Below are 15639 nucleotides of genomic sequence, written 5' to 3'. Positions count from 1 at the left end.
AAGACTTACACCAACCATGACTATGGAAAACCACGAGAACACGGCAGCGCCGGCGACGCTGACGACCACGGCCGCCGCCGCCGACGAAAACAAGATCATGACCGAGCGCCGCGCCAAGCTGGCGGCGATCCGCCAGGCGGGCGTCGCCTTCCCGAACGACTTCAAGCCGCAGCACAAGGCGGCCGACCTGTGCGAGCAGTACGGTTCGCTGTCGCGCGAGGAACTCGAGGAAAAAGCCATCCCGGTGGTGCTGGCCGGGCGCATGATGCTCAAGCGCGAAGCCGGCAAGAAGGCCGCTTTCGCCACCCTGCAGGACGCCTCAGGCGCCCGCGCCGACGGCCGCATCCAGATCTACGTGACCCTGGACGCGACCGGCGAAGCGGCGATGGAAGCCTTCCGCGGCTACGACCTGGGCGACATCCTTGGCGTGGAAGGCACGCTGTTCAAGACCAAGGTCGACGAGCTCACCATCAAGGTCGGCAAGCTGCGCCTGCTCACGAAGTCCCTGCGTCCGCTGCCGGACAAGTTCCACGGCCTGGCCGACCAGGAAACGAAATACCGCCAGCGCTACGTCGACCTGATCATGAACGAAGAGACGCGCCGCACCTTCAAGGCGCGTACCGCCGCGCTGTCGTCGATGCGCCGCTTCATGGAAAAGAACGCGTTCATGGAAGTCGAGACGCCAATGCTGCACCCGATCCCGGGCGGCGCCGCTGCGAAACCGTTCACGACGCACCACAATGCGCTCGACATGCAGATGTTCCTGCGTATCGCGCCCGAGCTGTACCTGAAGCGCCTGGTCGTCGGCGGTTTCGACCGCGTGTTCGAGGTGAACCGCAACTTCCGCAACGAAGGCGTCTCGATCCGCCACAATCCCGAATTCACGATGATGGAGTTCTACGCGGCCTATGTGGAATACACCTGGCTGATGGACTTCACCGAAGCGATCATCCGCCAGGCGGCGATCGACGCCCAGGGTACGGCCGTGCTGTCGTACGGCGGGCGCGAGCTGGACCTGTCCAAGCCCTTCCAGCGCCTGACCATCGTCGACGCCATCAACAAGTATGCGCCGGGTTACACGGCCGAGCAGCTCGACGACGCAGAGTTCATCAAGGCGGAACTGAAGAAGTTCGGCGTCAAGCCCTTCGCCGGCGCCGGCCTCGGCGCCCTGCAGCTGGCGCTGTTCGAGGAGACAGCCGAGTCGCAGCTCTGGGAACCGACCTATATCATCGACTATCCGGTGGAAGTCTCGCCGCTGGCGCGCGCCTCCGATACCCGTGCCGGGATCACCGAGCGTTTCGAGCTGTTCATGGTGGGCCGCGAGATCGCCAACGGGTTCTCCGAGCTGAACGATCCGGAAGACCAGGCCGCGCGCTTCCTGTCGCAGGTCGAGGCCAAGGATGCGGGCGACGAAGAAGCGATGTACTACGACGCCGACTATATCCGCGCGCTCGAATACGGCATGCCGCCGGCCGGCGGCTGCGGGATCGGGATCGATCGCCTGATCATGATTCTGACGGACTCGCCGAATATCCGGGACGTCCTGCTGTTCCCGCATCTGCGCAAGGAAGACTGAAAAACGGGGCGCTCGGCGCCCCGTTCCATTTTCGGCTTCGATCGCATGGACCGTTCACACGCTCACTGCACGATCGTGTAGCAGGGCACGTAGGCCTTGCCTGGCAGCTTCATGCGGCTTTGCTCGACGAAGGACGCCAGCAGCGCGTCCATCGGCCCCATGATCTCGCTCTCGCCGTGGATTTCATACTTGCCGAATTCCTCGATCGCGCGGATGCCCTCTTCCTTCACGTTGCCGGCCACGACGCCCGAGAAGGCGCGGCGCAGGTTGGCGGCGAGGAGGTGCGCATCCTGGTTCTTGTGCAGCTTCAGGTTGCGCATGTTCTCGTGGGTCGGCTTGAACGGCTTCTGGAATTCCTGGTCGATCTTCAGCAGCCAGTTGAAATAATAGGCGTCGCTGCGCGCCTTGCGGAACTCGCGCACCTGCCGGATCCCGGCCTGCATCTCGCGCGCGACCGCATCCGGGTCGTCGATGATGATCTTGTACATGGCCTGGGCGCGCGCGCCGAGGGTCTGGCCGATGAAGCCGTCGATCTGGTCGAAATAGTCGCGCGCGGTGGCCGGACCGGTGAAGATCAGCGGGAACGGCATCTCGGCATTGTCCGGATGGAGCAGGATGCCGAGGATGTACAGGATTTCCTCGGCCGTGCCGGCGCCGCCCGGAAATACGCAGATGCCGTGGCCGGTGCGCACGAACGCTTCCAGGCGCTTTTCGATGTCGGGCATGATGACCAGGTCGTTGACGATCGGGTTCGGCGATTCGGCGGCGATGATGCCCGGTTCCGAAATGCCGAGGTAGCGTCCGGCGCCGAGGCGCTGCTTCGAGTGGCCGATCGCGGCGCCCTTCATCGGTCCCTTCATCGCGCCCGGACCGCAGCCGGTGCAGATATCAAGTTCGCGCAGGCCGAACGCATAGCCGACCTCCTTCGAATAGTTGTACTCGACCCGGTTGATCGAGTGGCCGCCCCAGCACACCACCAGGTTGGGACTGCGCTGCGGCTGCAGGATGTTCGCGTTGCGCAGGATGTGGAATACCGCGTCGGTGATGCCTTCCGGCTTGGCGAGATTGAATTTCGGGTTTTCGGTGATCTCGAAATGGACGTAGACGATGTCGCGCAGCACCGCGAACAGGTGTTCATGGATGCCCTTGATCATCTTGCCATCGACGAAGGCGATCGAGGGGGCGCCGCGGATGTCGAGCTTGATGCCGCGCTCGCGCTGGATGATGCTGATGTCGAAGTTGCTATAGCGCTCGAGCAGTTCCTTGCCATCGTCGATCGAGCTGCCGCAGTTCAGGACTGCGAGCGCGCACTTGCGGAAGATGTTGTACAAGCCGCCCTGGCTGGTGTCGAGCAGCTTGGCCACTTCGGCCTTCGACAGCACTTCGAGCCGGCCTTCGGGAGAAATCAGGGTATCGACGACTTCGTAATTCATGCGGTCTTCCTTTTCAAATACGCCGGAAAAAAAGGTTTCCGGAAACATGGCTGGCTGTTTCACCAATATACGACAACTGGGCGCCGCCTGCCCGCGCAGATGTGCCGTCGCGCTCCCTGAGTGCTGCGGCGCGGCAACACGCTGCAGCGCGTGCGCGCGTGTTTACCACAATGGCAAATATTTTTCTTGTAGTAAGCAATTTCTACTAAAATGCGTCCCAACTGGAAATCCCGGCAGGTCGGGCGTTCCAACAAAACAGTTTTTTTAAAACCTATTTCGGGAGGACCCGCATGAGCGGTGCAGCTGCTATACCAGGCAAGGAAGTCGTCATTCCAGAGTTCAAACAGATCATGGGCCACCCAGCGCCGCTGTGGATGCTGTTCATGACCGAATTCTGGGAGCGCTTCGCTTTCTACGGCATCCGTTGGGCCCTCGTGCTCTACATCGTCGCCCAGTTCTACGGCGGCGCCGCGGTCGGCCAGGCCGACGCCAACCTGACCTACGGTTCCTACCTCGCGCTGGTGTATGCCGGCGCCGTCTTCGGCGGCCTGATCGCCGACCGCGTCATCGGCTACCAGCGCTCGATCCTGATCGGCGCCGTCTTCATGGCGGCCGGCCTGTTCATGATCACCCTGCCCGACCAGGATATCTTCAAGCTCGGCCTGGCCACCATCATCGTCGGTAACGGCATGTTCAAGCCGAACATCTCGACCATGGTCGGCAAGCTGTACGCGCTGAACGACACCCGCCGCGATTCCGGCTTCACCATCTTCTACATGGGTATCAATGCCGGCGCCTTCATCGCGCCGATCCTCACCCAGGTCCTGGCGCAGGAATTCGGCGACGGCACCACGCCTGCCTACAAGGTCGTGTTCTTCGTCTCGGGCCTGGGCATGCTGGTCAGCCTGGTGTGGTTCTACATCGGCCGCAAGACGCTTGCCGGCATCGGCGCTCCCGAGCCGCAAGCCCAGGGCCGCGGCCGCTCGCTCGCCGTCATCGTCGGCAGCGTCGTCGTCATCCCCGGCGTGTATTTCCTGCTCAAGCTCGGCGCCGGCACCCTGCAGATCATCCTGACCGTGCTGTTCATCGCCCTGGCGGCGATGCTGATGGTCGAAGGCATCCGCAACGGCAAGGTCGCGCGCGACAAGACCATCGCCATGATGATCATCTTCTTCTTCAATATCCTGTTCTGGATGTTCTTCGAGCAGGCAGGCAGCTCGTTCACCTTCCTGGCCGACCAGATCGTCGACCGCGACCTGAACGGCTGGGTCTTCCCGGTCGCCTGGTTCCAGAGCGTGAATTCGGTCGCGATCATCGCCTTCGCGCCGATCGTCGCCGCCATCTGGGTGATGCTGGGCCGCCGCAACGCCAATCCGTCGATCCCGCGCAAGTTCGGCCTGGGCCTGATCTTCAACGGCCTGGCTTTCGGCCTGCTGATGTTCGCCCTGGGCAGCCTGGTCGACATGAACAACAAGATCCCGTTCTGGACCCTGTTCACGGTCTACTTCATCCAGTCGATCGGCGAGCTGTGCCTGTCGCCGATCGGCCTGTCGATGGTCACCAAGCTCGCGCCGGTGCGCCTGGTCGGCCTGGGCATGGGCGGCTGGTTCCTCTCGACCGGTATCGGCAACAACCTGTCCGGTATCTTCGCCTCGCACGTCTCGGGCGAGTCGGGCATGTCGATCGCCTCGGCGCTGGACGGCTACACCTTCGGCTTCTGGTCGCTGGTGGGCGGCGGCGTGCTGCTGTTCCTGATCGCACCGCTGATCCAGAAGCTGATGCACGGCGTGAAGTAATCGGCCTTCGCCAGCTTCAACAAGAGACGGCAGCTTCGGCTGCCGTTTTTTCATGGCGCTGTCACCGCTACGTGTAGAAATTGAACTGCTGGGCTCTAGCGAGGTCGAACTGCTATTCGACCATCGAGCGGAGTCTGGCATGCAGGCAAGACGCTTCACACTATGGCTAAGGCAATTGAGTACATTGACGAGGCGCCAGCGCGCGCACCTCGTGCAGGCGCTGCGGCCCCCGCTCGGGCTGGACCGGGTTTGCGAGGCGATCGACGGCGCAGCTTGCCTGCCACCGCCTTGCCCTGCTTGCGAATGCCTTTTAGCGCCGATTCAGGCAGTGGCTGGCACGCTTCCATGGCGTTGCTTCTCGGTACTTGCCGAATTACCTGGGCTGGCGCTGGGCGCTCGATGGCGAGCGCATTGCGTCACCGGAGCGCTTCCTGCGAGCGGCAATGGGACTCGTCCACACGTAACGCTGACAGCGCCAAGAAAAACGGGCGCCGCCTGGCGCTCGTCCGATCCTTCCCGCACCTGCCGATTCCAGCGCCTGACTTCTGCGCCCGACTTCTGCGCCCTACTTCTGCGCCCTACTTTTGCGCCTTCTCGAGCGCCACCCAGTACAGCAGCAGCACGATCGCCGCATACGGTATCAGCGACAGCAGGTCCGCATTCGGCCCCGATACGAACGGGTTCGCACCCTTCGCCCACTCCGCCATCGTGCTGTCGAAGTCGGTCAGCACCCCCGCCGTGATGGCGATGATGATGCCGGCCAGCGCACCGCCGGCAATGTAGCCGGAGGCCAGCAGGGTGCCGGAACTGCGGTCGCCGGCGGCCACGCGTTCCTCGGCATTCAATTGCGCATACTGCGGCAGCCTGTTGTTGCGGCGATCCGCCGCCCAGCGCACCGCGCCGCCGATCGCGATCGGCAGGGTCGACACCAGCGGCAAATACACGCCGACCGAGAACGCCAGCGCCTGGATGCCGGCCATCTCCAGCACGACGGCGATCATCACGCCGAACAGCACCAGCGTCCATGGCAGCTGCTGGTCAAGGATTCCCTTGATGATGTAGGACATGAGCACGGCCTTCGGCGCATCGTATTTCTTCACTTCGGTGCCGTCGGGCCGCTTGTCGTAATGGCCGTTGATGCCCGGGTCGACCAGGTAGGCCAGCCTGCCGTCGTCGCCGACCAGGTACTTGCCTTCCGGGCCGCCGGCGGTGCCGGTCTTGCGCCAGACCTTGTAGGTCTTGCCGTCCGTCTCGGCTTGCGGGCCCTGCAGCCGCGCGGTCTCCGTCAGCTTCGAAGCGTCGACCGTGATGCCCGGCGCGACCTGGGCAGCCGGCACGTAAACCGTGCCGGCATCGTTCAGTTTAAGGAGGATCGGTCCCAGGACCAGCGCCGAGGCAAAGGCGCCGCACAGGATCGCGTACTGCTGCAGGCGCGGCGTCGAGCCGACCAGGAAGCCGGTCTTCAGGTCCTGCGAGGTGGTGCCGGCGTTACTGGCGGCGATGCAGACGATGGCGCCGACCGACAGTGCGGTGACGTAATACCGTCCGCCGGTCCAGCCCATGACGAGGAAGATCAGGCAGGTGAAGAGCAAGGTGGCCACCGCCATGCCCGAGATCGGATTCGAGGACGAACCGACTTCGCCGGTCAGGCGCGAGGAGACGGTGGCGAACAGGAAGCCGAACACCAGGATCAGCAAGGCGCCCAGCAGGTTCATGTGCAGCGGCGTGGCGACCGTGATGATGGCGATGATCGCCAGGCAGCCGATGGCGACCCATTTGAACGGGATGTCCTGGTCGGTGCGCAGCGGGGACACCGGCGCCGCCCCCTTCCCCTTGCCCATGCCGGCCAGGCCGCCCTTGAGGCCGTTCCAGATCGACGGCAGCGAACGCACCAGCGAAATCAGGCCGCCCGCGGCCACGGCCCCGGCGCCGATGTACAGCACATAGGCGTCGCGGATGTCGTCCGGCGACATGTCCTTGATGAGCATGGTGCCCGGCGAGACCGGCACGGTGAGCAGCTCGCCGAAGAACTTGATCATCGGGATCAGCAGCAGGTAGGACAGCACGCCGCCGGCCGCCATCGTGAACGCGATGCGCGGGCCGATGATGTAGCCCACGCCCACCAGCTCGGGCGAAATCTCGGCGCCGGCCGATCCCGCCTTCAAGGGCGCGCCGAACTCGGAGTTGGCGACATCCTTCCAGCCCTTGAGCGAAACGTTGGCCACCTTGTACAAGAGACCGAGGCCGAAACCGCCGAAGATGATGGCCGCGCGGCGCCTGGCGTCGCGCGCCGCGTCCGACCCGGCTTCGCGCACTTCGCCGGCGGCGGCGCGCGAGGTTTCGGTGGCGGCGGCCTTCAGCACTTCGGCGCAGGCAGTGCCCTCCGGGTATTTCAGCTCGCGGTGGGCCTCGACGATCATGGTGCGGCGCATCGGGATCATCATCAGGATGCCGAGCAGGCCGCCCAGTACCCCCACCAGCATCACGCGCGAGATCTCCAGGTCGAAGCCGAGGATCAAAATGGCCGGCATGGTCACGCCCAGGCCGAAGGCGAGCGACTCGCCGGCCGAACCGGCGGTCTGGGTGATGCTGTTTTCGAGGATGGTCGATTCGCGCCCGCCCATTTTCCTGAACATGCCGAACAGCGTGATCGCGATCACCGCCACGGGAATCGAGGCGCTGACCGTCAGCCCTACTTTCAGTACCAGGTAGAGCGAGGAGGCACCGAAGACCATGCCCAGCACGACGCCCATGACGAGGGCGCGGACGGTGAATTCGGGAAGGTTCGCCGTGGCCGGGATATACGGCTTGACGGGGACGGGAGCGGGATCGTAGGGCATCGTGGTCCTGGGTGAATGGGGTGCCAGGCTTTCTTAAGGGGGCCTGAAGGCGTGACTATCGCATACGTCGGGAGCGAAAGAAAGCGGATTATAATGACCCGCCGGGCCTGCCTTTTGCGCGGTCCACAGCAGGAGAATACCGTCTTGACCAAGTCCCTTCGACGCCCTCGGCCGCCGCTGCGCCGCGCGGGTGGCTTCATCTTCCTCTTCCTCGCCGCCATCGGCTTCGCGGTCGCCGGCGTGGCCGTCTGGTTCATAACGGCGGTGCTGCCCAACGTGCCGTCGATCGGCGCCGTCACCGACTACAAGCCGAAGATCCCGCTGCGCATCTATACCGCCGACAAGGTCCTGATCGGCGAATTCGGCGAGGAGCACCGCGACTTCGTGCCGATCGCCGCCATGCCGCCGATGATGAAGAAGGCCGTGCTGGCGATCGAGGACGCGCGCTTCTACGAACACAAGGGCATCGACTGGATGGGCGCGGCGCGCGCGGTGAAGGCGAACCTGGAGGGCGGCTTCGGCTCCGGCGGCGCATCGACCATCACGATGCAGGTGGCGCGCAATTTCTTCCTGTCGCGCGAAAAGGTCTTGTCGCGCAAGCTCAACGAGGTCGTCCTGGCCTACAAGATCGAGGATGCGCTGAGCAAGGACCAGATTCTCGAGCTGTACATGAACCAGATCTTCCTGGGCCAGCGCTCGTACGGCTTTGCCAGCGCGGCGCGCAGCTATTTCAGCAAGAAGCTGGACCAGTTGACGATCGCCGAGACCGCGATGCTGGCCGGCCTGCCGCAAAACCCCTCGCGCCACAATCCGGCGGTCAATCCGAAACGCGCCAAGCTGCGCCAGGAACAGGTGCTGCGGCGCATGCGCGACCTGAAGTACATCGACGAGGCCCAGTATGCGCAGGCGGTGGCCGAACCGCTGCGCGTGCACTCCAAGCCGCAGGAATTCGGCACCCACGCCCAGTACGTGGCCGAACTGGCGCGCCAGGCGGTCTTCGCCCAGTACGCGGAAGCGTCGTACACGCGCGGCATCAAGGTCTATACCACGATCGACTCGAAGGCCCAGGAAGCGGCCTACGAGGCCGTGCGGCGCAACGTGCTGGCCTACGACAGCCGCCACGGCTACCGCGGTCCGGAGGCGCGCATCGAGCTGCCCGAACTGGAAGAAGAGCGCGAGGAAGCGATCGTCGAGGCGCTCCAGAAGCGGCCCTCGAGCGACGGCCTGCTGGCGGCGGTCGTGGTCGCGAAAACCGGTAAATCGGTGAAGGTCGAGACCATCGCCGGCGACACCATCACGATCTCCGGCGCCGGCCTGAAGTTCGCCGCCGCGGGACTGTCGGAAAAGGCCAAGGACAGCCAGCGCATCGCACCGGGCGCGGTGGTGCGCATCAGCAAACTCGGCAAGGATGGCTGGGGCATCACCCAGGTCCCGCTGGTGGCGGCCGCCTTTGTCGCGCTCGACGCCGACACCGGCGCCTACCAGGCCCTGGTCGGCGGCTTCGACTACAACCTGCAGAAGTTCAACCACGTCACGCAGGCATGGCGCCAGCCGGGGTCGGCGATCAAGCCCTTCGTGTATTCGGCCGCGCTGGAGAAAGGCTACGGGCCGGGCACCCTGATCCTCGACCAGGAACTGGTCATGCCGGGCGAAAACGCCGGCGCCGACTGGTCGCCGCAGAACGACGACGGCGTCTTCAGCGGCCCGGTCACGATGCGCCATTCGCTGGCGCACTCGAAGAACGTGCCGACCGTGCGCCTGCTGCGCGCGGTCGAGGTGCCGTATGCGCACGATTTCCTCGGCAAGTTCGGTTTCGACGGCGCGCGCCACCCGCAGAACCTGACCCTGGCCCTGGGCACGGGCGCCGTGACCCCGCTGCAGATGGCGGGCGCCTACGCCGTGTTCGCGAACGGCGGCTATGGCGTCAAGCCTTACCTGATCGCGCGCGTCGAGGATGGCGACGGCACGGTCCTGATCGAGACCATACCGCCCGCGCCGCGCCAGGAGGCGGCGCGCGTGCTCGACGCCCGCAACGCCTGGGTCACCGACAGCATGCTGCGCGACGTGACCCGCTACGGTACCGGCGCCGCCGCCAAGCGCCTGGCGCGCCTCGATATCGCGGGCAAGACCGGGACGACAAGCGACGCGATCGACGGCTGGTTCGCCGGCTATGGCGGCAATATCGTGGCCGTGGCCTGGATGGGCTACGACGAGCCGCGCTCGCTGGGCGGACGCGAGTTCGGCGCCACCCTGGCCCTGCCGATCTGGCTCGACTACATGCATGTCGCGCTGGCCAAGCGCCCGCAGGTGGCGCGCCCCGAGCCGGAAGGCGTGCTGCGCGAGAACGACGACTGGATCTATGCGGAATTCGCGGAAATGCCGCAGTTCCGGGCGATCGATGTCGAGACGGCATCGCCGGTGCCGGCGCCGGCCGAGACGGAAGAAGACGACAACGACGACCACCTGCTGCATCCACGCGCGGACGGCGAGGCGGCGCCGGCCGAGCCGGCGCCGCTGTTCGTGCCCGCGCAATAAGGCGGCGTCGGCCGGCCAGCGCCCGCGGCGGACATGCAGCGCCAACCCTGGCCCGGCGCCTTCACTCCCAGGCGTCGATCACCCAGTCGGCCGGCTTGCCGCCCGGCTGGCGCGGCAGCGCCGGGCCGAAGGAGACGGCAGCCGGCCGCTCGGGCGGCAGGAGGCGCTCGGCGAGCCAGCCGTCCAGTTCCTCCCGCAGCGCCATGGGCGGGTAGCCGTCGGCGGGCACCACGAAGGCCTTCAGGCGCGCCCCCTCGTCCGGTCGCATCAGACGCACGGCGCATTCGCGCACGCCGGGATGCTGCGCCAGCACCTCGGCCACGTACCCCGGATGCACGTTCGTGCCGCCCACCTGCACCGCCTGGTCGATACGCCCGGCCGGCACGAAGCGTTCGCCGTCGAGCCAGTCCAGGCGGTCCTGCAAGGTGAAGCATTCGCTGGCGCCGGAAACCGGGCGCTCGAGCGTGTTCTCGCGCGCGCCGCGCCGCCAATAGGGCAGCAGCCGGTACGGCGCCCCGGCCGCATCGCGCCAGCCGACACCGGCGGTCTCCGAACTGCCGTACATCTGCAGCAGGCGCAGGCCCCCTTCGTGGAGCATGCGCGCCGTCGCATCCGGACAAGGGGCGCCCGAGCTGACGCCGATGACATCCTGCGCGAAGCGCGGCGCCAGCGCCGCCACCTGCCCCCAGAAATCCGGATGCGCGACGACCAGGTCGCCAGGCTGAACCTGCGCCGCCAGCGCCGCCGGCGAGGCGCCGCGCAGCTCCAGCACCGGGAGCGCGCCGCCGCCCGCCTGCGGCAGCAGCACTGTAAACAGGAAGCCATAGATATGATGCGCCGGGACTGCCGAGAAGATGCGGCGCCGGCCAGGAACCAGCCTGGCCAGTTCGTCCACCTCGCGCCAGAGTCCGGCCAGCCCGTGCGTGCAGCGCTTCGGCGCACCCGAGCTGCCCGAGGTGCGGAACGTGAGCGCGCTGTCGTCGACGGCCAGGCTGGCCCGCGCCGCGGCAATCCAGTCCGCCAGCCGGGTCCGCGCCAGCAGCGCATCCTGGCAACCGGCGCGGGCGAAGCCGAGCAGGTCGGCCAGGCTGGTGGCGGCCCCCATCATGTCGAGCGAATCGGCGCCAAGGTCGGCGGCCAGATCGAGGTCCGCGCTCCAGAGCGCGGGCAGCGCCATGACACGTCCGGGACGCGCGGCCGTCAGTTCCGCGGCCACCAGGTCGCGTACGAGGTGCTCCAGGGCCGGGCCATGCTGCCACCAATGTAGACGCTGAATCGATTCCATTCTGTCATTTTCGGCAAATAAAGATAGGCGATGGTGCGGCCGGCCGCTCCATCTGTCAACAGCCGAGCTAGAATTGTGACATCCCGCGCGCGATACGATTGACACCAGCGCGAGCGCATGCCAACATTTGTTTCTGAAAATCAATTCATCAAATCGTCCACCGGGCGGAGACCCTTATGACCACTATTATTCCCACTTTCGACGCGCGCGGTCTGGCCGACGTCCTCGAAGCCAGCAGCCAGGAGCAGCTCGACGCGCTCGATTTCGGCGTGATCGGCTTCGATGGCGACGCCGTCGTGCAACGTTACAACGCTTTCGAATCGCAGGCCGCCGGCCTGTCGCCGCAGCGCGTGCTCGGCGAGCCGCTGTTCACCAATGTGGCGCCGTGCCTGAACAACTTCCTGGTGGCCCAGCGCTTCGAAGACGCGGCCCAGGACGGCAGCGAACTCGACGACACGATCGATTACGTGCTGACCCTGCGCATGCGCCCGATCAAGGTCAAGCTGCGCCTGCTCGCCAGCGCCGCCGGCGCCACCAGGTATGTTCTGGTGCAGCGCCGGTGATCGCAGCGGACGACAGCGTGGAAAGCCTGCGCGCCGAACATGAAGCCCTGATGCAGTTCCTTTACCTTGCACCGGTCGGACTGGTGCAGGCGGGGATCGACGGCGAGATCGTGATGATCAACCCGATTTCGGCCCAGCTTCTGCTGCCGCTGTCGCCGGACGGCTGCCTGACCAATCTGTTCAGCGCCCTGGAGAGCGTGGCGCCCGACCTGCGCCTGCAGTGCGCGCAGTACCCGCGCGATAACGGGATGGTCTTCGAAGGCCTGCACATCCACCTGCGCGCCGACGACCAGGTGCGCGGTACTCCGCAGATCCTCTCGCTGACCCTCCTGAAACTCGACCACGCGCGCGTGATGGCCGTGATCTCCGACGTGACGGCAGAGATGCGGCGCGAGCGCCAGTTGCGCCAGAGCGACGCCTGGCTCAACGCCATCCTGACCCGGATCAGCGACTACGCCCTGGCCACGATCGACAAGGACGGCCGCCTGTTCGACTGGAACGACAGCATCGCGCGCGTGACCGGCTTCGACGATCACATCGTCGGCTCGCCCTATTCCGTGTTCTACCCGAAGGATACGATGACGAGCGAACACTTGCTCGATCGTTTGCGCGAAGCCGACAACAATGGCTGGAGCATGGACGAAGGCCTGCGCCTGCGCGCCGACGGCAGCCAGTTCTGGTGCAACGCCCTGATCGCGCCGCTGCCGGACCGCGAAGCCTTCGGCGACGACGCGCACGCGCCGGCCTACTGCCTGATCCTGCGCGACATCAGCGACAAGCGGGCCGCGACCGAAAAGCGGCGCCAGGCGGCCTTTTCCGACCATCTGACTTCGCTCGCGAACCGGCGCGCCTTTTTCGAGGCGGCCGAACTGGAACTCGAACGCGCCGCCCATACCCCGCGCTCGCTGGCGCTGATCGTGTTCGACGCCGACCACTTCAAGGGCATCAACGACCGTTACGGCCACCCCGCCGGCGATCGCGTCCTGTGCGACCTGGCCGACGCCCTGCGCGATACCTTCCGCGCGGTCGATACGGTGGCGCGCCTGGGCGGCGAAGAGTTCGGCGTGCTGCTGCCCTCGACGGGCATCGAGCAGGCCGTGGCCAGCGCCGACCGCCTGCGCGCCCAGGTCGCCACGCGCCTGGTGGCCGTGGACGGCGTCGAAATCGCCTACACCGTCAGTGCCGGCATCGCCGTCCTGAACGGCGACGCCGGCGGCATCGACGTGCTGATCAAGCGCGCCGACGAAGCGCTGTACCTGGCCAAAGCACAGGGACGCAACCGCGTCACCTCCTGGACCCCAAAGATCACCACGCATGAAAACCCTCCACAGCGAAGCCGCAATGCAGGTTGAACAGATCGACGCCTACGAGTCCCTGGTCCAGTTCTTGTACCGCGCCCCGATCGGGCTGGTGCAGACCGACCTCGCGGGCACCGTCGAGATGCTCAACCCGATGGCCTCGAATCTCCTGATGCCGCTTGCCAGCAACGGCGGGCTCGACAACCTGTTTGCCGTGTTCGAGCAGATCGCGCCCGAGGTCAAGGCCCTGGTCGATGGCTTCGACCAGCCTTCGGGCGTGGTCTGCGACGCCTTGCGCGTGCCGCTCGGCGCGGGCCAGCATGCCCCGGGCGCCCCGCAAGTGCTGTCGATCAGCCTGATGAAACTCGATACCCAGCGCTTGATGGCGGCGATCACCGACGCCACGCTGGAAATGCAACGCGAGCAGGAAAACCTGCGCCGCCGCCTCCGTAGCGCCGCCCGCACCGACGCCCTGACACGGCTGCCGAACCGCGCGGCGGCCTCCGAGCGGCTGCAACACCTGCTGGATCGGGGAGTGACGCGGGAGGCCGGCGAGACGCAGTTCGCGCTGCTGTTCCTGAATTGCGATCGCTTCCGCCAGATCAACGACACGCTCGGCCAGGGTGTCGGCGACCGCCTCCTGATCGCGGTCGGCGACAGCCTGCTGACCACCCTGGCCGACCGCATGCGCGCCGGCGGCCTGCCCGCGAACGGCCGCGTCGACCCCGCGGCCGGCGGCACCGGCCTGGTGGCCCGGGTCGGCGGCGACGAATTCGTGGTCCTGCTCGACGGCCTGCTTCACTCCGACGAAGCCGAACGCCTGGCCCTGCGCCTGCTCGACACGCTGGCGCGTCCGCACACGATCGACGGCCACGACATCGCCTGCCGCGCCAGCGTCGGCGTGTTCTGGAGCGGCGCCGTCGGCACCGGCGGCAATGCCGACGAAGCCCTGCGCGACGCCAGCATCGCCATGATCGAGGCCAAGCGCGCCGGCGGTGCGCGCCACGTGATGTTCGAGGCCAGCATGCGCGAGCGCGCCGCCAGGCGCGCCGACATCGAGGCCCAGCTGCGCACCGCCCTGAACGAGGAGCAGCTGTTCGTCATGTACCAGCCGGTCGTCGGCTTGTCCGCCGACGGCACCATCGACCACTCGGCCGGCGTCGAGGCGCTGGTGCGCTGGCAGCATCCGACCCGCGGCCTGGTGCCGCCCTTCGACTTCATCGGCATCGCCGAGGAGTGCGGCCTGATCGACCAGATCGGCGATTTCGTGCTCGAGCGCGCCTGCACCGACTTCATGCGCTGGCGCGCGCAACTGGGCGATCACGCGCCGCGCCTGATGGCGGTGAACCTGTCGCGCGCCCAGCTGGCCCAGCCCGACTGGACGGCGAAGGTGGCGCGCATCCTGGAAAAAACCGCGATGCCGGCCGCCGGCCTGCAACTCGAAGTCACCGAAAGCCTGGCGGCCCAGGACGAACACATCCAGCTGCGCCTGCATGAGCTCAAGGCCCTCGGCATCAAGCTGGCGCTGGACGACTTCGGCACCGGCTATTCCTCGCTGTCGAGCCTGCACCTGCTGCCGGTCGACACCGTCAAGATCGACCGTTCCTTCGTCTCCAAGGCCGACACCAGCCATCACCACCGGGTCCTGATCGAAGCGACCGTCAAGGTCGCGCAAAGCCTGGGCATGAACACGGTGGCCGAAGGGATCGAAACGGCCGGCCAGCTCGACGCCGTGCGCGCCCAGTCCTGCGCCAAGGGCCAGGGTTATTTCTTCAGCCGTCCGCTGGTATCGCAGGCGCTGGTCGACTGGATCGGTGCCCAGCAGGGCAGCGCCTTGCCCGCTTGATAGTGCAAGGCGTGTCCTACACGCCTTGCAGGGGTGTTCCTATGGCGCGCCCTGACGCAGCACCGCATCATGCAAGCTGTGTTCATCACGGGAGAATAATTATGAAGCATGTCACCACCACGCTGCTGCTCGCTTGCGGGCTGGCCCTGGCCGGCTGTGCCGCCACCGCCGACAAGGACACGATGGACAGCAGTGTCTCGGGCAGCAGCAGCGGCTCGATGACCAGCGGCAGCACCGGCAGCGCCGGCGCCACCAGCACCTCGGGCACGACCGGCGGCGTCGACGCGGCCAATGCCGATGTCAAGGGTTCCACCAGCGCCACCGGCGCCACGCCTGCCATGCCACCTGCGGGCGAGCGGCGCTGAATCGGCCGGTCTCGTCGAGGCAGGCTTAACTGTCCGGTAACTCCTACACGTGCTGACGTTTCTTTCCTATAGCGGATTCAACAGAGCGCTTGCATGATGAAG

At 66.2% G+C, this 15639-nt stretch carries 10 protein-coding genes and 1 pseudogene; 8 read left to right on the top strand and 3 right to left on the bottom strand.

The window, feature by feature from the left end:
• The first annotated feature begins 22 nt into the window (after nt 1-22).
• Nucleotides 23-1576 (top strand): lysine--tRNA ligase, encoded by a 1554-nt coding sequence (gene lysS / locus ACFPOU_RS03835; RefSeq protein ID WP_379717553.1) that lies wholly within the window; start codon nt 23-25, stop codon nt 1574-1576.
• A gap of 62 nt (nt 1577-1638) precedes the next feature.
• On the opposite strand, the gene ppnN is transcribed toward lysS, so the two are convergent.
• Nucleotides 1639-3009: a nucleotide 5'-monophosphate nucleosidase PpnN gene (gene ppnN / locus ACFPOU_RS03830; protein WP_379717381.1), complete on the bottom strand. Its 1371-nt coding sequence runs from the start codon at nt 3007-3009 to the stop codon at nt 1639-1641.
• Between the two features lie 290 nt (nt 3010-3299).
• On the opposite strand from ppnN, the gene ACFPOU_RS03825 reads away from it, so the two are divergent.
• Together ACFPOU_RS03825 and ACFPOU_RS03820 are read left to right on the top strand one after the other, a co-directional pair.
• Complete coding sequence (locus tag ACFPOU_RS03825) at nt 3300-4805, top strand: peptide MFS transporter (RefSeq protein WP_379717379.1); 1506 nt, start codon at nt 3300-3302, stop codon at nt 4803-4805.
• A 317-nt stretch (nt 4806-5122) separates the two neighbouring features.
• Nucleotides 5123-5277 (top strand): annotated as a pseudogene (locus tag ACFPOU_RS03820) (IS1595 family transposase); the annotation flags it as partial.
• 106 nt (nt 5278-5383) lie between these two features.
• On the opposite strand, the gene ACFPOU_RS03815 reads toward ACFPOU_RS03820, so the two are convergent.
• Nucleotides 5384-7645: an OPT family oligopeptide transporter gene (locus ACFPOU_RS03815; RefSeq protein ID WP_379717377.1), complete on the bottom strand. Its 2262-nt coding sequence runs from the start codon at nt 7643-7645 to the stop codon at nt 5384-5386.
• Between the two features lie 93 nt (nt 7646-7738).
• On the opposite strand from ACFPOU_RS03815, the gene ACFPOU_RS03810 reads away from it, so the two are divergent.
• Nucleotides 7739-10180, top strand: a complete 2442-nt coding sequence (locus ACFPOU_RS03810; protein WP_379717375.1) for a penicillin-binding protein 1A — start codon at nt 7739-7741, stop codon at nt 10178-10180.
• A gap of 61 nt (nt 10181-10241) precedes the next feature.
• Here ACFPOU_RS03810 and ACFPOU_RS03805 read toward each other — a convergent pair whose 3' ends face one another.
• Nucleotides 10242-11465, bottom strand: coding sequence for an AMP-binding protein (locus ACFPOU_RS03805; protein ID WP_379717373.1), 1224 nt, complete (start codon nt 11463-11465; stop codon nt 10242-10244).
• Nucleotides 11466-11641: 176 nt separating this feature from the next.
• Here ACFPOU_RS03805 and ACFPOU_RS03800 point away from each other — a divergent pair, with 176 nt between their 5' ends.
• From ACFPOU_RS03800 to ACFPOU_RS03785, 4 genes are all read left to right on the top strand, one after another.
• Nucleotides 11642-12028 carry a PAS domain-containing protein gene (locus ACFPOU_RS03800; RefSeq protein WP_379717371.1) on the top strand — a complete coding sequence of 129 codons (387 nt, stop codon included), beginning with the start codon at nt 11642-11644 and terminating at the stop codon, nt 12026-12028.
• The gene (locus tag ACFPOU_RS03795) at nt 12025-13380 is read left to right on the top strand and encodes a sensor domain-containing diguanylate cyclase (protein ID WP_379717369.1); all 1356 of its coding nucleotides are present in this window, start codon (nt 12025-12027) and stop codon (nt 13378-13380) included. Before ACFPOU_RS03800 ends, ACFPOU_RS03795 begins: the two co-directional genes overlap by 4 nt.
• Nucleotides 13343-15172 (top strand): putative bifunctional diguanylate cyclase/phosphodiesterase, encoded by a 1830-nt coding sequence (locus ACFPOU_RS03790; RefSeq protein WP_379717367.1) that lies wholly within the window; start codon nt 13343-13345, stop codon nt 15170-15172. Before ACFPOU_RS03795 ends, ACFPOU_RS03790 begins: the two co-directional genes overlap by 38 nt.
• Before the next feature lie 101 nt (nt 15173-15273).
• Entirely contained in the window at nt 15274-15537 is a 264-nt protein-coding gene (locus tag ACFPOU_RS03785; RefSeq protein ID WP_379717365.1) for a hypothetical protein, read from the top strand.
• The last annotated feature ends 102 nt before the right edge of the window (nt 15538-15639 follow it).

Origin of the sequence: Massilia jejuensis (assembly GCF_042656795.1) — a bacterium.
Classification (GTDB): domain Bacteria; phylum Pseudomonadota; class Gammaproteobacteria; order Burkholderiales; family Burkholderiaceae_D; genus Telluria; species Telluria jejuensis.
The sequence above is the reverse complement of the archived record's forward strand: the minus strand, read 5'-3'. Positions and strand labels throughout refer to the sequence as shown.

Excerpts from the sequence above, each read along its gene's own strand:
- ACFPOU_RS03825 (WP_379717379.1), top strand. The coding sequence starts at position 3,300 with ATGAGCGGTGCAGCTGCTATACCAGGCAAGGAAGTCGTCATTCCAGAG.
- ppnN (WP_379717381.1), bottom strand. The coding sequence starts at position 3,009 with ATGAATTACGAAGTCGTCGATACCCTGATTTCTCCCGAAGGCCGGCTC.
- ACFPOU_RS03805 (WP_379717373.1), bottom strand. The coding sequence starts at position 11,465 with ATGGAATCGATTCAGCGTCTACATTGGTGGCAGCATGGCCCGGCCCTG.
- ACFPOU_RS03815 (WP_379717377.1), bottom strand. The coding sequence starts at position 7,645 with ATGCCCTACGATCCCGCTCCCGTCCCCGTCAAGCCGTATATCCCGGCC.
- ACFPOU_RS03810 (WP_379717375.1), top strand. The coding sequence starts at position 7,739 with ATGACCCGCCGGGCCTGCCTTTTGCGCGGTCCACAGCAGGAGAATACC.
- ACFPOU_RS03800 (WP_379717371.1), top strand. The coding sequence starts at position 11,642 with ATGACCACTATTATTCCCACTTTCGACGCGCGCGGTCTGGCCGACGTC.
- lysS (WP_379717553.1), top strand. The coding sequence starts at position 23 with ATGGAAAACCACGAGAACACGGCAGCGCCGGCGACGCTGACGACCACG.
- ACFPOU_RS03785 (WP_379717365.1), top strand. The coding sequence starts at position 15,274 with ATGAAGCATGTCACCACCACGCTGCTGCTCGCTTGCGGGCTGGCCCTG.
- ACFPOU_RS03790 (WP_379717367.1), top strand. The coding sequence starts at position 13,343 with ATGAAAACCCTCCACAGCGAAGCCGCAATGCAGGTTGAACAGATCGAC.